This window comes from Microbacterium sp. FW305-3-2-15-F-LB2 (assembly GCF_058787255.1).
In genome coordinates, this window is the sequence record NZ_JBYSZO010000001.1 from 1,785,356 (window position 1) to 1,804,024 (window position 18,669).

An 18,669-nucleotide genomic window follows, 5' to 3' on the forward strand; every position below is an offset into this window, starting at 1 on the left:
GTTTCCGGGCGTCGCAGGATCGCGGCGCGGCGGCGCGGCGGCGCGGCGGCGCGTTCGGCCGGCGGACGCGTTCCGGAGCGGAGGAGATTCCGCGGGCGGAGGATGCGTGCGAGGGTTTCTGTCCTCCGCTCCCCGAATCTCCTCCGCTCCAGGACTCTCGCGCGGAGACGAGAGAGGCGAAAGGCCGACCGCGGCGACGACGCCCAGGCAGCGTATCCGAGGCGTTCGAGCGCCTCGGCCGGCGTCGTGCGGCGGTCGCGAGGTCAGCGGCCGTAGGGCTGGCGGGTGGCGATGATGGTGATCATCCGCTCGAGCGCGAAGACGGCGTCGCGCGAGGCGCCCTTGACCTCGGCGTCCGCCCGGGCGGTGGCGTGGATCGCCATGCCCAGGGTCGAGGCGCTCCAGCCGACGAGGTCGCGGCGGGCGCGGTCGACCTGCCAGTCCTTCATGCCCAGGCGCTGAGCCAGCGCCGACGACGACTCGCGGTTGCCGGCCACGCGCGCCATCGTCCGCAGCTTCATCGCCACGGCGGCGACGAGCGGGACGGGGTCGGCACCGGATGCCAGGGCGTGCCGCAGCGCGAGGAGCGCGGGTCCGTAGTGGCCGGCGATCGCCGTGTCGGCGACCGTGAAGGCGGACGTCTCGACGCGGCCGCCGTAGTAGCGCTCGACCGTGCGCTCGTCGATGTCGCCCGGGACGTCGGCGATGAGCTGTTGGCACGCGGCCGCGAGCTCGGTGAGGTCGTCGGCGAACGCCGAGACGAGGGACCGCAGCGCGACCGGGGCGATGCGCTTCTGCGCGGCCTTGAACTCCCCGACCGCGAAGTCGAAGCGGTCGGAGTCGCGCTTGACGGCAGGGCAGGCGATCTCGATGCCGTTCCCCTGGCCGGCGCGGATGGCATCCAGGAGTTTCTTGCCCCGGACGCTCGCGCCGGTGTGGCGGAGGACGACCGTCGCGCCCTCCTGCGGGTGTTCGAGGTAGGCGAGCGCCTCGGTGAGGAAGGTGTCGGAGCACTTCTCGACACCACCCACACGGACGAGGCGGGGCTCGCCGAACAGCGACGGTGACGTGACGCCGAGCAGGGTGCCGGCGGTGTAGTCGTCGGCGCGGACGTCGGTGACCTCGAGGCTCGGGTCTTCGCTCTTGAGGAACTCACGGATGCCGGCGGTCGCGCGCTCGGCGCAGACTTCTTCGGGCCCGGAGATCAGCACGATCGGCGCGGGCTGCGGGGTGCGCCAGGCGATCTGCGGAATGGCCGACTTCGCCTTCGCGGGGGCGGAGCGTCGGGGGGCCGGGGTCACTCCCCCAGCCTACCGACCGGGTCGGACATGGATGCCGAGGATCGGTGGACGCGGTCAGCCGTTCGCCTCCGTGGAGGTGAGGGTCTTCGGGGCGGCGTAACGAGCCCGCATCTGCGGACCGGCGGCCGGTCCGGCGCGGAAGGCGAATCGCGGATCCGAAACGGACAGGCCGGTGTGGGGATCGATCGTCGCCGGCTCCACCTCCTCGCCCGTGGTGACGTCGACGAGGACCATGGCGCGGTCGGCGGGCGCCAGCTGCGCGTTCCGCCATGCCGCCATCGCGACGAGGATCGGCCGAAGCGATCGGCCGAAGTCGGTGAGCACGTACTCGTGCCGAACGGGGCGCTCCTGGTACACGCGCGTCGTGAGGATGCCGTTCTCGACGAGCAGCTTGAGCCGCTTGGTGAGCATGCTCGACGAGAGGCCGATGTTCGCCTCGAACTCATCGAAGCGGGTGTACCCGTCGAAGCAGTCGTGGAGGATCAGCATGGTCCACCACTCGCCCACGTACGACATCGCCGTCGACAGTGGGCACTCGCGGTCTTCGACCCGGATGCGTGCGGACATGAGGGGTTCCTCCGGTGACGCGGATGGGGTGCGGTAGTGACTGCTACTCTAGCAGCCATGGTGACTGTCAATTCAGAAGTAACTCGATCGGACTCCGATCCCGGACCTGCTCTGCGACGGGCCGTCGTCAGCGGAGGCACGAGGGGCACCGGTGCGGCGGTGGTTCGTCGCCTGCAGGATGCCGGGATGCAGGTCACCGCGATCGGTCGCACGCCCGTCGTGATGGACGACGTCCGCTTCGTGTCCGCGGACGTGACCGACGCTCACGCGGTCCGCGAGGCGGCGCGCACGGTCCTCGAGGAGGGAACCCCCGACGTCCTCGTCCACGTCGCGGGCGGATCCCACTCCCCCTCGGGTGGGTTCGGTGCTCTCGGTGAGGCCGACTGGGCGCGAGAGATCGACCTGAACCTGCTCTCCGCGGTGCGTCTGGACCGTGAGCTCCTCCCCGCCATGGTCGCGTCCGGACGCGGAGCGGTGGTGCATGTGTCCTCGATCCAGGCACGGATGCCGCTGTGGGACGGGACTCTGGCCTACGCCGCGGCGAAGGCGGCGCTGCGCGCATACAGCAAGGGCCTCGCGGGCCAGCTGGCACCCCACGGGGTCCGGGTGAACACGGTCTCGCCGGGCGGCATCCAGACCGAGGGAGCCGATGCGCTCGTTCGGCGTCTCGCCGCGAAGTATGACTGCGACGAAGACGCCGCGTGGGACTCGCTGGTCTCCGCGCTCGGCGGCGTTCCCTCCGGGCGCTTCGCGACGCCGGATGAGATCGCGGCAGCGATCGCTTTCCTTGTCTCGGACGCCGCGGCCAACGTCATCGGTGCCGACATCGTCATCGACGGCGGCACCCTGCGAACCATCTGACCCCCGAACGATTCACGAAGAGGAATGACCATGACCGATTTCGCGCCGTACGATCCGAACGTCCTCCCCGCCCCGGTGCTCGCCTATCTCGATGCTCGCGACCAGCAGCGCCACTCGGACGCCGCTGATGCTTTCACACCGGACGCGGTCGTCCTCGACGACGGCGGCACCTATCGAGGGATCGACGAGATCTCGCGGTGGATCGCGTCCTCGTCGACGGAGTTCACGTACACGAGCACCCGCCTCGGCCAGCGGGTGCTCGACGGCGACCGCGCGGACGTGCAGGTGCGGCTGGACGGTGACTTCCCCGGCGGTACCGTCGTTCTCCGATATCGCTTCGATCTGCGGGACGAACTCATCGCGCGTCTCGTGATCGAGATCTGAGGTCGCACCACAGCGGCGACGGGTGACGCAGCGGACAGCCGGACTCACGGCGCCCTCTGCCGCCACAGCGTCAGTCGCCCCTCGCCGTCGTGCCACACCGCGAGGACGCCATCGAGGTCGGTGCGGGCGGCCACGGTTCCGTTCTGCTGCAGGATGTCGAGCAGACGAGCCGTCGGATGCCCGTAGCTGTTGTCCGCACCGACGCCGATGAGTCCCAGGTCGGCGTGGAGTCGGCGGTACAGTTCCGGGTCCTGGTCGGCGCTGCCGTGATGAGAGACCTTGACGACCTCGACGCGTGGAACGGCGATGCGGCGCAGGAGGGCGGCTTGAGGTTCGGCTCCGAGATCGCCGAGCATCACGGTGTGCGGAAATCCCGGACCGGTGACGTCGATCGCGACGCTGGCGTCGTTGCCCGGTTCCATCCCGGGCAGCGGGCCGAGAGCTTGCCAGCGGGTGTCGCCGAGCTCCCCCGTCATCCCGACTGCGGCGGCGATCAGCCGGGCGCCGCCGGCCGCGTATCGCTCCAGCAGTCGCTCGTCGGCGGGCTCTCCGGTCGGACCGTGCACGACGGCATCGGCGCGACCCAGGATCGCGGCCGAGCCGCCGACGTGGTCCTTATCGAAGTGCGTCAGGACCACGAGGTCGAGGCGATCGATCCCGAAGGTGCGGAGGCACTCGGCGAGGGGTTCGGGTTCCGGTCCGGTGTCGACGAGCGCGACAGAGGACCCGGACCGCCACAGCGTTGCATCCCCCTGCCCGACGTCGCACATCGCCACCTGCCACCCGGTCGGCACGGTGAGCGGGCCGGCGACCGTGCGGATCGTGCTCGTTCCACCGATCGCACCGACTACGCCGGCGACGAGGAGCGTCGCGATGGCGGTCAGCCGTGGCACGCGGCTCGGACGGGCTATCGCTACCGCGATCGCAGCGCCCATCACGGCGAGAAGGCCCGCGCCCGGGAGACCGTCCGGCCAGGGGAGATTCTGCGCCGCGAAGGAGGCCGTCGTCTGCGCGACGCCGGCGATCCAGGCGGCCGGAATCCACGCCAGTGCTGTCAGCCCGTCGCGTAGCCAGGGGAAGGGTGCGACGCACGCGAGCGCCCCCGCAATCGTCGCCGGCGCCGCGGCGGGGTCAGCGAGCAGGTTGGCGGCGATACCGAGCAGAGGCACATGCGGATCAATCAACACGATGAGCGGACCGCACACGAGCTGCGCCGACGTCGGCACCGCCAGGGCGAGAGCGAGGGGTCTCGGCATCCCGCGCGCGAGTCCGTCGGCGAGCGGCCGGGCGAGGACGAGCAACGCCGCGGTGGCGGCGGCCGAGAGCGCGAAGCCCAGGGAGCGGCACAACCAGGGATCCGCGATGAGCAGCCCGGTCACCGCCGCGGACAGTATCGCGATACCAACGAGCGGTCTGCCGAAGCCGAGGGCCAGGATGCCGATCGCGCTCATCGCCGCGGCACGCACGACACTCGGTTCCGGTGTGACGAGGATGACGAACCCGGTGAGCACGAGCAGCGCGCCCACGACGCGGACCCATCGCCGAGCACCGCACGCCGCGAGAAGCGCGAACGCTGCACCAACCACGAGGGCACAATTGGCCCCGGACACCGCCGTGAGGTGCGACAGCGAGGACGCGTTCATCGCCTCTTCGGTCGCGGCGTCGAGGCTCGACGTATCACCCACGGCCAACCCCGGGATCAACCCGGCACCCGGCTGCGGCAGCCCGCGTGTGGATGCGACGAGTCCATCCCGCAGGTCTTCGAACACGGCCCACACCCCCTCGGGCGGCGGCGCGCGCTCCACGTCGGTCGCCCGCAGCACCAGAACAGCCCGTTCGGCGGGGTCTGCCGGGATCGCGCGGCCGACGAGCACCACCTCGCTCCCCTGCCCCACCACGGAGAGGCGCTCGCGGCCTTCGATGTCCACACCGATCCGGGCGGGGATCACCCCGCGTACGGTCGTGTCGTCCGCCGAGACCGCTGACACGGTCGCATCGAACCACGCGCCGCCGTCAGCGCTCCCCGACATGTGGCCTGTCACGGTCGCCGTCACGTGGAGATGGCGACCCCCGTTCACCGCCAGATTGTCGATCGCCTCACGGGTCGGCGCGAGCGAGGCGACGGTGCCTCCCGCCGCGGCCGCGGAAGCCAGTGCGACCGTCGCAACCAGCACGGTGGGATGGCGGAAGCGGGCGAACGCGGCCGCCGCGATACCGACGGCGACGGCGAGACCGGCCACCCCCATCCACGCCATCGGCACGGCCGTTGCGACGGCAGCGCCGATCCAGGTCGCGGCAGCGACGGCGACCGGGCGCCACGCGCGTCGGCGGAGCCCCTGTCGCTCGCTCACACGCGCACCAGGTCGCGAAGGCTCGCGAGCATCTTGTCACCGATGCCGGGAACCGACCCGAGGTCGTCGACGCTGGTGAAGCGGCCGTTCTGCTCCCGCCACGCGAGGATGCGGTCCGCCAGCGCCGGACCGATCCGAGGGAGCGCGTCGAGTTGCTCCCTCGTCGCAGTGTTGAGGTCGAGGGGGCCGGACGCCGCTCCCCCGCCGACGGTCGCGCCCGGGCCCGCGGTCGCGGGCTCAGCGCCCACGACCGGCACCACGATCTGTTCCCCATCGGTCACCTCGCGGGCGAGGTTCACCCCGTCGCGGGCGGCATCCTCGGCGAACCCGCCCGCGTGGGCGATGGCATCCGCGACTCGATCTCCGACCTCGAGCCGGTAGAGGCCGGCCGCACGCACGGCGCCGGCGACGTGCACGTACACCCCCGCACCGGGAGCGGCGCTCACACCACCGCTCGGTGTCGGCGACGTCGTCACGGTCTCGGCGCCGGTCGCTCCGCGGAAGATGCCGATCCCGACGGTCACCGCGAACGCGGCCAGCACCAACACGATGACCGCGCCGACGCCGAGGCGTCGGCGCGGATGGAGGCGCGCAACGGCGGTGTCGGGATCCGGAGCCGTGGTCACGCGAGGACGCTACGGAAGGGCGAGCAGGTCGCGCGGGCCACAACGCCCCAACGGTGCACAGCTGAAACGATCCCCTCCCTGGGGAGGACCGGCGCTGAGCCTGTGGCGATGAACGCGAACGCCTGGCGCGCAACCCTCGCCGCCCTCGCCGACGACGCCGCTCGCGGGGTCAACGCGCGGGCGCGGCTCGGTCCGCCGGTCGCCGCCGTCCTCGCGGCGGTGTCGGCCGCGCGTGGCGGGGACGCGCTCGTCCGCCGGTGAACGACGGATGCCACGCCCCCGCGCTCCGCAGAGCGCCGGGGACGTGGCATCCGGAACGAAGAACTACTTCGTCGAGAAGCTGACCACCTTCGGCGGACGCACGACCGCGCGTACGATCTCGCGGTCACCGAGGGCTCGGCGCACCTTCTCGTCGGCGCGGGCGGCGGCCTCGAGGTCGTCGGCACCGATCTTGGCCGAGACCTCGAGCGTGCCACGCACCTTGCCGTCGATCTGCACGACCGCGGTCACGGTGTCTTCGACGAGCAGCGTCGGGTCGGCCTGACGCCAGGTCGCGAGGCCGACGAAACCGTCGTAGCCGAGCGTCTGCCACATCTCTTCCGCGGTGTGCGGGGCGAACAGGTCGAGGGTCATCGCGATGACCTCGGCCGCCTCGCGGACGGCGGGGTCGCTCGCGCCGGCCGCGCCGTCGATCGCCTTACGCGTGGCGTTGACCAACTCCATGAGGCGCGCGACGACGACGTTGAACTTCGTCTGCTCGACGAGGTTCGGCGCCTCGGCCAGGAGGCGGTGCGTCACGCGGCGCAGCGCCGTGTCGCCCTCGGCCCACACCACGTCGGTCTCGCTGTCGACGTCGTGCGCGATGCGCAGGGCGCGGGCGAGGAACTTCGCCGCACCCGTGGTCGAGACGTCGTTCCAGTCCTTGTCGTCCTCGACGGGGCCGGCGAACGCCAGTGCCACACGCAGCGCGTCGGCGCCGTGGGCGTCGAGCTCCTCCTGGAAGAGAACGAGGTTTCCCTTGCTCTTCGACATCTTCGAGCCGTCGAGGATGACCATGCCCTGGTTGATCAGGCTCGAGAACGGCTCGGTGAACTCCACCAGACCCATGTCGAACAGCGCCTTCGTGATGAACCGGGCGTACAGCAGGTGCAGGATCGCGTGCTCGACACCGCCGATGTAGAAGTCGACGGGGCCCCACTTGCGGGCTTCCCCGAGGGAGAACGCCTCGTTCGGGTCGTTCGGCGAAAGGAAGCGCAGGAAGTACCACGAGCTGTCGACGAATGTGTCCATCGTGTCGGGGTCGCGCAGCATCGTCTGCCCCGTCTCGGGGTCGGTGACCTCCACCCACTCCGTCGCGGCCCCCAGCGGCGACGACCCCTTGGGCTTGAGATCGAGACCCTCGACCGAGGGCAGCACGACGGGCAGCTCGTCCTCGGGGACGGGCACGATCGTGCCGTCCTGGGCGTGCAACATCGGGATGGGCGTCCCCCAGTAGCGCTGGCGCGAGATGAGCCAGTCACGGAGGCGGTAGGTCTTGGCCGCCCGTCCGACGCCCCTCGTCTGGAGCTCGTCGATCATGCGCGCGATCGCGTTGCGCTTGGACAGGCCGTTGAGCGATCCCGAGTTGATCATGCGGCCCTCGCCGGTCAGCGCGATGCCGGTCTTGACGGGGTCGAGATCGTCGACGTCGCCCAGCGGATCGATCGGAACGCCGTCCTCGTCGACCTCGATGACGGGGATGGCGCCCGTGACGGGGGCGTTGGTGTCGACGACGACCTTCACCGGCAGGTCGAACGCCCGCGCGAAGTCGAGGTCGCGCTGGTCATGGGCGGGAACCGCCATGACGGCGCCGTGACCGTAGTCGGCCAGCACGTAGTCGGCTGCCCAGATCGGCAGCCTTTCGCCGTTGATCGGGTTGATCGCGTAGTGGCCCAGGAACACGCCGGTCTTCGGACGGTCGGTGGCCTGCCGTTCGATGTCGGTCGCGCGCTGCACCTCGGCGAGGTAGGCCTGGAACTTCTGCCGCACCTCGATGTCGGCGGATGCCGCGAGCTCGGCCGCGAGGTCGGACTCGGGGGCCACGACGAAGAACGTCGCGCCGTGCAGGGTGTCGGGGCGGGTGGAGAAGACCGTGATCTTCTCGTCGCGACCCTCGATCTCGAACTCGATGTCGGCACCGATCGAACGGCCGATCCAGTTGCGCTGCATCTGGATGACCTTGCTCGGCCAGAAGCCCTCGAGCTGGTTGAGGTCGTCGAGCAGGCGGTCGGCGTAGTCGGTGATGCGCAGGAACCACTGCGTCAGCTTCTTCTTCACCACGACGGCGCCGCTGCGCTCGCTCGTGCCGTCCGGCAGCACCTGCTCGTTCGCGAGCACGGTCTGGTCCACGGGGTCCCAGTTGACCAGGGCGTCCTTGCGGTACGCCAGGCCCTTCTCGTACAGCTTCTGGAACAGCCACTGGTTCCAGCGGTAGTACTCGGGGTCGCTCGTGTGCAGCACGCGGCTCCAGTCGAACGAGACGCCGTAGTCCTTCAGGCTCTCCTTCTGCTGCGCGATGTTCGCGTAGGTCCACTCGACCGGGTCGGCGCCGCGCTTGATCGCGGCGTTCTCGGCGGGAAGGCCGAACGAGTCCCACCCGATGGGGTTGAGGACGTTGTAGCCGCGGTGGCGCCAGAAGCGGGCGACGATGTCGGAATAGAGGTAGTTCTCGGCGTGCCCCATGTGGAGGTCGCCCGAGGGGTACGGGAACATCGCGAGCACGTACTTGCGCGGACGCGTGTCGGCGTCACCGCCGGCGCGGAACGGGTCTTTCTCGGCCCACGCCTGCTGCCACTTCGCCTGGATCTCGTGAGGGTCGAAGCCTCCGTCGGCGGACGGCGCGGGAGAGGGGTTCTGTGACACGGGTGAGACCAATCGTGAAAGTCGGGAGGCCACGAGGGCCAACGTCCAGGCTACCGGACCACGCGCGGCACCTTCCGGCGGTCCCGGGCCCTCACCATCCGGGAGGGACGACGGCGCCCACCGCCGCCAGCGGAGCACGCGCCTTGATCCCCACCTCGGCCACCTCGGATGCCGCCACCGACCGCCACGTGATCCCTCCGCCGGCGCCGACCCAGGTGGCATCCGGTTCCACGACGATGCTGCGGATGACCATCGCGAGATCGGCCGCGCCGTCGTCGCCGATCCACCCGAACGCGCCCGAGTAGACGCCGCGCGGGGCGCCCTCGAGCTCGGCCAGGATCTCCATCGCCGACGCCTTGGGGGCACCCGTCATACTCCCGGCGGGGAAGGCGGCGTCGAGCAGGTCGCGGATCGTCGTTCCGGCCCGCAGGGTCCCCGACACCTCGCTCACGAGCTGGTGCACCGTGGGGTACGTCTCGACCTCGAGCAGACGGTCCACACCCACCGACGACGGTTCGCAGACCCGCGAGAGGTCGTTGCGCATGAGGTCGACGATCATGACGTTCTCGGCGCGTTCTTTGGCATCCGTCCGCAGGTCTTCGGCGAGGGCCGTGTCACGAGCGGGATCCGGATGCCGGGGGCGCGTGCCCTTGATCGGGTGCGTGTGCACGCGGCCGTGACGGACCTCGAGGAAGCGCTCGGGCGACGCGCTCACGAGCGCTGTGTCGCCGATGCGGAGGAAGCCGGCGTGGTGCGACGAGGCACCCCGGCGGAGCCGACGGAAGGCCGCGAGAGCGTCGGTGGGTCCCGGGAGGGTGAATCGCGTGGTGAGGCAGAGCTGGTACGCGTCGCCATCGGCGATCCGCTCCCGGCAGGCGGCGATGAGCGCGGCGTATTCCTCCGGCGTATGGCGGGCGGATGCCATCCCCCGCGGCGGCGCTTCGGGCGGGGCCGGGGCAGTCGGCACGTCGGCCGCGGCGGTGGCGAGGGCCGCGGCGGAGTCCGTCACGGAGACGGCCCAGACTCGGCGCGCGGCGTGATCGAACGCGAGCAGTTCGTCGACGCGCAGCCATGCGGAGACACCCTCGTAGGAGATCCAGCCCACCCATCCGCCGCGGAACGCGGGCGCGTCGTCGGGGACGGGAGCGGGGGTCGTGGCATCCCTCGCCAAGGGTGCGTCCGCCGCGGCGCGGTGACCCGTCCCGAGGAAGCTCCAGCCGGTCTCGGCCTCGGCTCCGGCGTCGAGCCAGAAGGCGTGCGGGGCGTCCGTGAACAGCGCGGCGAAGACATCGTCGGGCTCCTGCCAGCGCGGCAGGGCGACCGTGGAGACAGAGCGCGGCACGCTCCCAGGCTAGACGCTATGAGTGGTTGAGCCTGGGGCCTCCACTCGCGTAGACCGTGGGTTGCGGGCCGGTGTTCCGGCTTGCCGAGCCACATACGTGAGGGAGGCCCCAGTTGATATCTGAGCGTACGAGTGTCGGGCTGGATGTGCACGCGCGAAGCGTGGTCGCAGCCGCGATCGATGAGCGAACCGGGGAGCTCGTGCAGCGACGCATGGGTTCCGACATCGAGGAGATCGTCGCCTGGGTGACGGGTCTTCCGGGGCCGGTCGCTGCGACCTACGAGGCGGGGCCGACCGGATTCGGGTTGGCGCGCGCTCTCACGGCTGCCGGAGCGCGGTGCGTGGTCGCGGCTCCGTCGAAGCTGCAGCGCCCGGTGGGCGACCGGGTGAAGACCGACGCGCGGGATGCGGTGCATCTGGCTCGGCTGCTGCGGTTGGGCGAGGTCGTCGAGGTGGTGGTCCCGAGCATCGAGGCGGAGTCGGCCCGGGATCTGGTGCGGGCTCGGGAGGATGCCCGCGGGGATCTGATGTCCGCCCGTCACCGGGTCAGCAAGCTGCTGCTGCGGCAGGGAATCCAGTACTCGGGCGGGAAGGCATGGACCGTCGCGCACGACGGGTGGCTGCGATCCCAGCGGTTTGAGCTGGTCGGGTTGCAGGCCGCGTTCGACGCTGCCTACGAGGCGATGATCCAGGCCGTCGACCGCCGTGACCGACTCGACGCGGCGATCGCACGCATGGCCGCGGACAGCGAGTTCACCGACGTCGTGAACAGGCTCTGCTGCCTGCGCGGAGTGTCCACGCTGACCGGCTTCGCTCTCGCGGTCGAGATCGGCGACTGGACCCGGCTGGACGGGCACCGCATCGGCGCCTATGTCGGGCTGACCCCGTCAGAGTCCTCCTCCGGCGCGTCTCGCGCACTGGGCGGGATCACCAAGACCGGCAACAGCCACGCCCGTCGCCTGCTGATCGAAGCGGCCTGGCATCACCGCCCCGTCTACCGTCCCACCTCACCGGTCATGCGCGCCCGCTGGGACCGGGCCAGCGCCCAGGCGAGAGCCCGCGGGCATGCCGGCAACCAGCGTCTGCACGACCGGTGGGTCAGGTTCCAGGCGCGCAGGAAGCGCAGCGTCGTCGCCAACGCCGCGATCGCCCGCGAGCTGGCCGGCTGGTGCTGGTCCCTGGCCGTCATGACCTGACCCCGGCCCTGAGCTTCCGGCCGCCGACGGTGGTGACGGCAGCGTCCGGGCGACTCGCGACACGCCCTATGAGCAACCCGCCCAGCAGGCCACGCTCGATCTCTAGACTCGCGTGAACGCCCCGCCGAACAAGCCGTCATGCGGTAACCAACCCGCGCATATCAGAGTGACAACGCGTCGAACACGACACGCGCGTCACCACCCGACACGACCGGAACGAGCGGACGCCGCAGCCGACGGGCACGGCGTCCGCTCACCCCTGCCCCTTGACAAACCCCACTCCCATATCAGGGCGCGTCGACGGCCCTAGGCTGAGCGAGGTGAACGAGATCCTCACGTGGCTGCTCGACGTCGTCCAGAACGTCGATCCCGTGGTGCGCACGCTCGTGGCCGGACTCGCCATGATGCTCGAGACGAGCGTGCTCGTCGGTCTGATCGTTCCCGGCGACACCGTCGTGATCGTCTCGGGGACCGCGATTTCCTCACCGCTCGACGGCGTTCTGCTCGGCGTGGCCGTCGTGATCGGGTCCCTCGTCGGCGAGAGCCTCGGATTCTGGCTCGGCCGGTACTTCGGGCCGCGCATCCGCGCCTCGCGCCTCGGGCAGAAACTCGGCGACCGCAACTGGGAACGCGCCGACCGCTATCTCCGCCGCCGCGGCGGCCCCGCGATCTTCCTGTCGCGCTTTCTTCCGGTGCTGCACTCCCTGGTGCCGCTCACGGTCGGGATGGCCGGCTATCGCTACCGGCGCTTCCTGGCCTGGACGGCCCCCGCGTGCATCGTCTGGGCGAGCCTCTACATCACGGTCGCCGCCACCGCCGCGGGCACCTACCGCGAACTCGCCGACCAGATCCACTACGCCGGATACGTCTTCGTCGGGATCATCGTCGTCTTCCTGATCCTGGTCTACGTCGGCAAGAAGGTGCTCGAGCGCATCGAGCGCCGCCACCTCGCCGAAGAACACGACACCCTCGAACCGGCGGGCGACGACGTGAAAGACTGAGGGGGATGCCTCGTTCCCCTCGCGCCAAAGTGCTCTGGTTCGCCCGCCTGGAGTACCGCTTCCACGCCTGGCGTGAGCGTCGAGCGCGGGCCCGCGGTCTGCGCCCCACGGTGACCGGGTTCCCCGGATACGGCACGGAGGAGTGGGTCCGCGTCCTCGGGCGCGTGCTGATCACTCCCCCGGGCAAGCGCACCTCGACCGGCGATTTCGCCAGCCTGCGCGGCTGGCGCAGCTTCGCGGCCGTGCCCGTCGGATTCGCCCAGGTCACCGTCACGATCGAGGGGGTCGCGCACAAGGTCATCGCCGATCGTGGTGGAGTCATCGACGCGAAGCTGCCGGCGACCCTGCCGCCCGGCTGGCAGACGGTGACGACGACCGTCGAGGGCAGCGCGCCGACGGAGACGCGCGTCTTCATCGTGGGTTCCGACGTGCGGTTCGGCGTCGTCAGCGACATCGACGACACCGTCATGGTCACCGCCCTTCCCCGCCCGCTGCTCGCGGCATGGAACTCCTTCGTCGTCGACGAGCACGCTCGCCAGCCCGTGCCGGGAATGGCGGTCATGTTGGAGCGACTGTCGCGTGAGCACCCCGGGACGCCGGTCATCTACCTGTCGACCGGCGCCTGGAACGTCGCTCCGACGCTCACGCGTTTCATGCGCCGACACCTTTTCCCGTCGGGTTCGTTCCTGCTCACCGACTGGGGCCCGACCCACGACCGTTGGTTCCGCAGCGGCCGCGACCACAAGGAGAGCAACCTCCGACGGCTCGCCGGCGAGTTCCCGAACGTGAAGTGGTTGCTGGTGGGTGACGACGGTCAGCACGATGACGCGATCTACACGCAGTTCGCCATCGAGCACCCCGACAGCGTCGCCGCCGTCGCCATCCGCCGTCTGCTCCCCGCGGAGGCGGTGCTCGCCGGTGGTCGCACGGTCGTCGACGACCATTCGGCCGCCGACGTCCCGTGGGTCACCGAGTCCGACGGAGCCGGGCTGCTCGAACGCCTCGAAGACGCCGGCGTCATCTCCCGTGACGCCTGACTCGGACGGCCGTGTCGGTGGGGGTTTGCGCTCCCCCTTTTCGCCGAGACTTCATCGCGCTGACATCTCCCTTGCAGTCCGCAAGGGAGATGTCGGGCGGATGAAGTCTCGCGGTAACCGCGGTCGCGGTAACCGCGGTCGCGGCGAGCGACCGAGCGCGACCCGCGTGTCGGAGGTCCCGCGTACGGTGGAGGCATGTGCGGTCGATTCGTCGTGGCCAATGTGGCATCCGAGCTCGTGGGGGTGCTGCGCGTCGACGTCGAGACCGATGAGCTCCCTCCTCCGTCGTACAACATCGCGCCCACGGCATCCGTGGCCATCGTCCTCGACTCGGTGAAGACCGAACCGCCGGTGCGGCGACTCGAGGTGGCGCGCTGGGGTCTCGTCCCGGGGTGGGCGAAAGACGTCAAGATCGGCGCGCGGGCGTTCAACGCGCGGTCCGAAGAGGTCGAAGACAAGCCGATGTTCCGGAACGCCCTCATCAAGCGCCGCGCCGTCATCCCCGCCTCGGGGTACTACGAGTGGAAGACGACGGAGGCGGGCAAGACCCCGCACTACATCCACCCCGCCGACGGCTCGCCGCTGTTCTTCGCGGGCCTCTACGAGTGGTGGAAGGATCCCGCGAAGGCCGACGACGATCCGGCGCGCTGGGTGCTGAGCTGCACGATCCTCACGCGCGACTCGATCGGGCGACTGGGATCCATCCACGACCGGATGCCGCTGTTCATGGACCCCGACTTCGCCGACGCGTGGCTCGACCCGACGACCGAGAACGTCGGCGACATCCTGGATGCCGCGATCGACGCGGCCCCCGACGTCGCCGAAACTCTCGACGATCATGTCGTGTCGCCGGCGGTCGGAAACGTCCGCAATGACTCGCCCGAGCTCATCGAGCCCGTGGCATGACGGCGCTCCTGGAGACGACCGCGCTGTCGCGATCCGAGTGGATCGCGCGGGCGGAGGCCCACGCCGAGCGGGCCGACGCGCTCACGGCCGCTCATCGTGCCCGCGCGGCGCGGGGCGAGAAGCATCCGGTCGAGGACTTCCTCTTCACCTACTACTCGTACAAGCCCGCAATCCTGCGCCGGTGGCATCCCGGTCCCGGGGTTGTTCTCGCCGACGCCGACGAGCGCGCAACCTGGCGCTGGTACCGCCCCGTCGCCGACGGCGTCGAGGTGGATGCCGACGCCTTCCGCCGCGAACGCGGCTCGCTGTACCGCGGCGTGGTGAACCTGTTGCGCGCCACCGCCGCTCGCCCGGCGCAGTTCGGATGCTTCGGCCTGCACGAGTGGGCCATGGCCTATCGCACCGATGAGGTGCGGCACGCGGTGCCGCTGCGTCTCGGATCCGACGGAACGGATGCCGTGGTCGAGTCGCACGACCTCAAGTGCACGCACTTCGATGCGTTCCGGTTCTTCACCCCCGACGCGGTTCCGCGCAACAAGGCGCCGCTCACGCGCGACTCGCAGGCCGACGTCGAACAGCCGGGCTGCCTGCACGCGGGCATGGACGTGTACAAGTGGGCGGTGAAGCTCGGGCCGCTCGTGCCCGGCGAGATTCTGCTCGACGCGTTCGAGCTCGCCCGTGACATCCGGATCCTCGACATGGAGGCGTCGCCCTACGACCTCGCCGACTGGGGCTACTCTCCCGTCGCGATCGAGACGCCCGACGGCAAGGCGCAGTACGTCGCGCGTCAGCGGGCGGTGAGTCTCCGTTCGCAGGCCCTGCGTGCGGCGCTCGTGAGCGCCGTCACGGGAGGGAACGACACGCCCGGTGGAGCCGATTTCTTGCCTCCCGAATCCGTGTAGTAAGCTCATGGAGTTGCCTCGAGAGGGGCGAACAACAGAAAACGGGCCTGTGGCGCAGCTGGTAGCGCACCTGCATGGCATGCAGGGGGTCAGGGGTTCGAGTCCCCTCAGGTCCACCGAAACAGATGCCCCGCGAAGGATTCGCGGGGCATCTTGCGTTTCCGCCTCACCCGAGCAGCACCACGTTGAACTCCCGGACGACCGCCCGCACCTCGTCGAGGTAGCGCCGCGCCTGTTCGGTCAGTGGGATCGCCGAGTGGGCGATCCACCCGATCTCGATGCGCTCGTCGACCTCGAGGGGCACGGCGACGATCTCGGGGTCGAGGTCGTCGCTGATGATGCCGGTCGAGATCGTGTAGCCCCCGAGGCCGATCATGAGGTTGAAGATCGTCGCACGGTCGGACACGCGGATCTCCTGCGTGCTCGACCGGGTCGAGAGGATCTCCTCGGCGAAATAGAACGAGTTGTTCGTCCCCTGGTCGAACGTCAGGCGCGGCAGCCCTTCGAGGTCCTCGAGGGTCACGCGCTTCCGCGCCGCCAGCGGGTTCTTGCGCGACACGAAGATGTGCGGGTCGGCGAGGAACAGCGGGTGGAACGACAGCCCCGAGTCGCGCAGCAGCTTGTCGATCACATCCCGGTTGAAATCGTTGCGATAGAGGATGCCGAGTTCGCTCCGCAGCGTCCGGACATCCTCGATGATGTCCCACGTCCGCGTCTCGCGCAGCGAGAACTCGTACTGCTCCGCCCCGCTCGCCTTCACCATCCGCACGAACGCGTCAACGGCGAAGGAGTAATGCTGCGCAGACACCCCGAGGAGTCGGCGCGAGGGCGGCCGATCGAGGTAGCGCTGTTCGAGCAGGGCGAGCTGTTCGACGACCTGCCGGGCGTACCCGAGGAACTCGACGCCGTCCGAGGTGAGCGTGATGCCACGCGCGGAGCGGACGAGGAGCGACCGCCCGACGCGCGCCTCGAGATCCTTCATCGCCGCGGACATCGTCGGCTGGGACACGTAGAGCAGGTCCGCGGCAGCGGAGATCGAGCCTTCGGCGGCGACCTCGATGAACGACTGGAGCTGCTGCAGCGTCACGCCGCTCGGTCGACGAGCCATAGGCAAAGACTATACGAGCGGATAGTCGCGTCGGATTACCCGATGGATGCCGAACGCGAGCACCATGGAACCACCGATGACCGCGCGGCGGTCTCCCCATGCGCGAGAGGAGCATCTGGCGATGTCCACCGACTTCACGTTCCAGATCTCGACCACCCGATTCGACGAGAACTACTCGCCGTCCGAGAGTTCGCGCGCCACCACGAACTTCGCGAACCTGGCCCGAGGCGAGGATCGCCAGGAGAACCTCCGCAACGCCCTCACGATGATCGACCGCCGGTTCAACGACCTCGCGCGGTGGGACAACCCTGACGGTGACCGCTACACGCTGGAGATCGACATCGTGTCGGTCGACCTCGAGTTCGCGGCATCCGGTGACGACCAGCGTTTCCCGCTCCTCGAGGTCCTCGACCTCGTGATCGTCGATCGGACCACCGGCGCGCGGCATCACGGCATCGTCGGGAACAACTTCTCGTCGTACCTGCGCGACTTCGACTTCAGCGTGTTGCTCCCGGCCGCAAGCGCCGCAGCGGGCGGCTTCACGGTGCCGGACGACTTCGGAGCGCTGCACGGAAAGCTCTTCCAGCATTTCCTGGAGTCGCCCGAGTACCAGCGGCATTTCGCGGTGTCACCGGTGATCTGCATCAGTGTCTCGACGAGCAAGACCTACCGACGCACCGACAACAGGCATCCGGTTCTCGGGGTCGAGTACGTGCAGGACGACTACTCCCTCACCGACGAGTACTTCGGCAAGATGGGCCTCCAGGTCCGCTACTTCCTGCCCGAGGGCAGCTCGGCGCCGCTCGCGTTCTACTTCCGCGGCGATCTGCTCAACGACTACACGAACCTGCAGCTCATCGGGACGATCAGCACGATGGAGACGTTCCAGAAGATCTACCGCCCCGAGATCTACAACGCCAACTCCGCCGCAGCCCACGTGTTCCGCCCGACCCTCGAGAGCAGCGACTTTTCGCGCACACGCGTCGACTACGACCGTGAGGAGCGCTCCCGCCTGGCCGTGACCCAGGGAAAGTACACGGAGGAGCACTTCGTGAAGCCCCACGGCGAGCTGCTCGCCCGCTGGGCCGGCCTCTCCCCCGCCCTCATCCACTGACCCGCCGGAGCCCCGCACGCATGAACGTCCTGATTCCCACCGCCGCCGTCGGCAGCCTCCCCAAGCCCTCGTGGCTGGCCGAACCCGAGAAGCTGTGGTCGCCCTGGGCGCTCGAGGGGGACGCTCTCGTCGAGGGAAAGCACGACGCCCTTCGCGCCGCCGTCCACGAGCAGCAGCGACGCGGGATCGACATCATCAGCGACGGTGAGCAGACGCGCCAGCACTTCGTCACGACCTTCATCGAGCATCTCACCGGCGTCGACTTCGAGAACCGCGAGACGGTCCGCATCCGCAACCGCTACGACGCGAGCGTCCCGACCGTCGTCGGGCCGGTCGCGCGGGAGAGGCCGGTCTTCGTCCAGGATGCCGCCTTCCTCCGCAGACAGACCGATCAGCCGATCAAGTGGGCGCTGCCCGGACCGATGACGATGATCGACACGCTCTCCGACCACTACTACGGGAGCCGCGAGAAGCTCGCGTGGGAGTTCGCCGGAATCCTGAATCAGGAGGCCAAGGAGCTCGAGGCTGCCGGGGTCGACGTCATCCAGTTCGACGAGCCCGCCTTCAACGTCTTCTTCGACGACGTGCGTGACTGGGGAATCGCGACACTCGAGCGCGCCATCGAGGGCCTGCGCGCCGAGACGGTGGTGCACATCTGCTACGGCTACGGCATCAAGGCCAACACGGACTGGAAGGCGACGCTCGGTCCGGAATGGCGCCAGTACGAGCACTCGTTCCCGCTCCTGCAGGACTCGAGCATCGACACGATCTCACTGGAGTCCCACAATTCCCGCATCCCGCTCGATGTGATCGAGCTGCTCCGCGGCAAGCGGGTCATGCTCGGTGCCGTCGACGTGGCGTCGAACGAGATCGAGCGCCCGGAAGAAGTCGCCGACACGCTCCGGCGGGCTCTGGAGTTCGTGGATGCCGACAAGCTCATCGCGAGTTCGAACTGCGGGATGGCTCCGCTGCCACGCGAGGTGGCGCTCGCCAAGCTCAGCGCCCTCAGCGCGGGCGCCGCGATCCTACGCGCCGAGCTCTCCCCCGCCCTGGTCTGATCGGGGAACGACGA

General features: G+C 69.7%; 17 protein-coding genes and 1 tRNA gene. 11 read left to right on the forward strand and 7 right to left on the reverse strand.

Annotation, left to right across the window (positions count from 1 at the left end; translation table 11 throughout):
- Positions 1 to 263: 263 nt before the first annotated feature.
- Positions 264 to 1,301 carry a DNA polymerase III subunit delta gene (holA, locus tag AC3WLZ_RS08655; RefSeq protein ID WP_492469754.1) on the reverse strand — a complete coding sequence of 346 codons (1,038 nt, stop codon included), beginning with the start codon at positions 1,299 to 1,301 and terminating at the stop codon, positions 264 to 266.
- 54 nt (positions 1,302 to 1,355) lie between these two features.
- Complete coding sequence (locus tag AC3WLZ_RS08660; RefSeq protein ID WP_492469755.1) at positions 1,356 to 1,868, reverse strand: winged helix-turn-helix transcriptional regulator; 513 nt, start codon at positions 1,866 to 1,868, stop codon at positions 1,356 to 1,358.
- Between the two features lie 57 nt (positions 1,869 to 1,925).
- Here AC3WLZ_RS08660 and AC3WLZ_RS08665 point away from each other — a divergent pair, with 57 nt between their 5' ends.
- Complete coding sequence (locus AC3WLZ_RS08665) at positions 1,926 to 2,729, forward strand: oxidoreductase (RefSeq protein ID WP_492469756.1); 804 nt, start codon at positions 1,926 to 1,928, stop codon at positions 2,727 to 2,729.
- Between the two features lie 30 nt (positions 2,730 to 2,759).
- Entirely contained in the window at positions 2,760 to 3,113 is a 354-nt protein-coding gene (locus tag AC3WLZ_RS08670; protein WP_492469757.1) for a nuclear transport factor 2 family protein, read from the forward strand.
- A 44-nt stretch (positions 3,114 to 3,157) separates the two neighbouring features.
- Here AC3WLZ_RS08670 and AC3WLZ_RS08675 read toward each other — a convergent pair whose 3' ends face one another.
- Together AC3WLZ_RS08675 and AC3WLZ_RS08680 are read right to left on the reverse strand one after the other, a co-directional pair.
- Positions 3,158 to 5,464 carry a ComEC/Rec2 family competence protein gene (locus tag AC3WLZ_RS08675; protein WP_492469758.1) on the reverse strand — a complete coding sequence of 769 codons (2,307 nt, stop codon included), beginning with the start codon at positions 5,462 to 5,464 and terminating at the stop codon, positions 3,158 to 3,160.
- On the reverse strand, positions 5,461 to 6,090 hold the full coding sequence (locus AC3WLZ_RS08680; protein WP_492469759.1) for a helix-hairpin-helix domain-containing protein: 630 nt from the start codon (positions 6,088 to 6,090) through the stop codon (positions 5,461 to 5,463). The genes AC3WLZ_RS08675 and AC3WLZ_RS08680 overlap by 4 nt, the downstream gene beginning before the upstream one ends.
- Before the next feature lie 108 nt (positions 6,091 to 6,198).
- Between AC3WLZ_RS08680 and AC3WLZ_RS08685 the strand changes: the two genes are divergently transcribed.
- The gene (locus tag AC3WLZ_RS08685) at positions 6,199 to 6,351 is read left to right on the forward strand and encodes a hypothetical protein (RefSeq protein WP_492469760.1); all 153 of its coding nucleotides are present in this window, start codon (positions 6,199 to 6,201) and stop codon (positions 6,349 to 6,351) included.
- A gap of 63 nt (positions 6,352 to 6,414) precedes the next feature.
- Here AC3WLZ_RS08685 and leuS read toward each other — a convergent pair whose 3' ends face one another.
- Together leuS and pabB are read right to left on the reverse strand one after the other, a co-directional pair.
- Complete coding sequence (leuS, locus tag AC3WLZ_RS08690) at positions 6,415 to 8,991, reverse strand: leucine--tRNA ligase (RefSeq protein WP_492469761.1); 2,577 nt, start codon at positions 8,989 to 8,991, stop codon at positions 6,415 to 6,417.
- Between the two features lie 91 nt (positions 8,992 to 9,082).
- Positions 9,083 to 10,333 carry an aminodeoxychorismate synthase component I gene (gene pabB, locus AC3WLZ_RS08695; protein ID WP_492469762.1) on the reverse strand — a complete coding sequence of 417 codons (1,251 nt, stop codon included), beginning with the start codon at positions 10,331 to 10,333 and terminating at the stop codon, positions 9,083 to 9,085.
- Positions 10,334 to 10,446: 113 nt separating this feature from the next.
- Between pabB and AC3WLZ_RS08700 the strand changes: the two genes are divergently transcribed.
- The 6 genes from AC3WLZ_RS08700 (at position 10,447) to AC3WLZ_RS08725 (ending at position 15,491) form a co-directional block, all read left to right on the forward strand.
- Complete coding sequence (locus tag AC3WLZ_RS08700; RefSeq protein WP_492469184.1) at positions 10,447 to 11,529, forward strand: IS110 family RNA-guided transposase; 1,083 nt, start codon at positions 10,447 to 10,449, stop codon at positions 11,527 to 11,529.
- A gap of 320 nt (positions 11,530 to 11,849) precedes the next feature.
- Complete coding sequence (locus AC3WLZ_RS08705) at positions 11,850 to 12,530, forward strand: DedA family protein (protein ID WP_412924588.1); 681 nt, start codon at positions 11,850 to 11,852, stop codon at positions 12,528 to 12,530.
- 5 nt (positions 12,531 to 12,535) lie between these two features.
- Entirely contained in the window at positions 12,536 to 13,567 is a 1,032-nt protein-coding gene (locus AC3WLZ_RS08710) for an App1 family protein phosphatidate phosphatase (RefSeq protein ID WP_412924589.1), read from the forward strand.
- A gap of 195 nt (positions 13,568 to 13,762) precedes the next feature.
- The gene (locus tag AC3WLZ_RS08715; protein WP_492469763.1) at positions 13,763 to 14,473 is read left to right on the forward strand and encodes an SOS response-associated peptidase; all 711 of its coding nucleotides are present in this window, start codon (positions 13,763 to 13,765) and stop codon (positions 14,471 to 14,473) included.
- Positions 14,470 to 15,375, forward strand: a complete 906-nt coding sequence (locus tag AC3WLZ_RS08720) for a 3-methyladenine DNA glycosylase (RefSeq protein WP_492469764.1) — start codon at positions 14,470 to 14,472, stop codon at positions 15,373 to 15,375. The genes AC3WLZ_RS08715 and AC3WLZ_RS08720 overlap by 4 nt, the downstream gene beginning before the upstream one ends.
- A gap of 43 nt (positions 15,376 to 15,418) precedes the next feature.
- Positions 15,419 to 15,491 (forward strand) — tRNA-Ala (locus AC3WLZ_RS08725).
- Between the two features lie 50 nt (positions 15,492 to 15,541).
- On the opposite strand, the gene AC3WLZ_RS08730 is transcribed toward AC3WLZ_RS08725, so the two are convergent.
- The gene (locus tag AC3WLZ_RS08730; protein WP_492469765.1) at positions 15,542 to 16,483 is read right to left on the reverse strand and encodes a LysR family transcriptional regulator; all 942 of its coding nucleotides are present in this window, start codon (positions 16,481 to 16,483) and stop codon (positions 15,542 to 15,544) included.
- Between the two features lie 121 nt (positions 16,484 to 16,604).
- Between AC3WLZ_RS08730 and AC3WLZ_RS08735 the strand changes: the two genes are divergently transcribed.
- Both AC3WLZ_RS08735 and AC3WLZ_RS08740 read left to right on the forward strand, forming a co-directional pair.
- Positions 16,605 to 17,597, forward strand: coding sequence for a putative oxygenase MesX (locus AC3WLZ_RS08735; protein ID WP_412924593.1), 993 nt, complete (start codon positions 16,605 to 16,607; stop codon positions 17,595 to 17,597).
- 20 nt (positions 17,598 to 17,617) lie between these two features.
- On the forward strand, positions 17,618 to 18,655 hold the full coding sequence (locus AC3WLZ_RS08740; RefSeq protein WP_492469766.1) for a methionine synthase: 1,038 nt from the start codon (positions 17,618 to 17,620) through the stop codon (positions 18,653 to 18,655).
- Positions 18,656 to 18,669 lie beyond the last annotated feature (14 nt).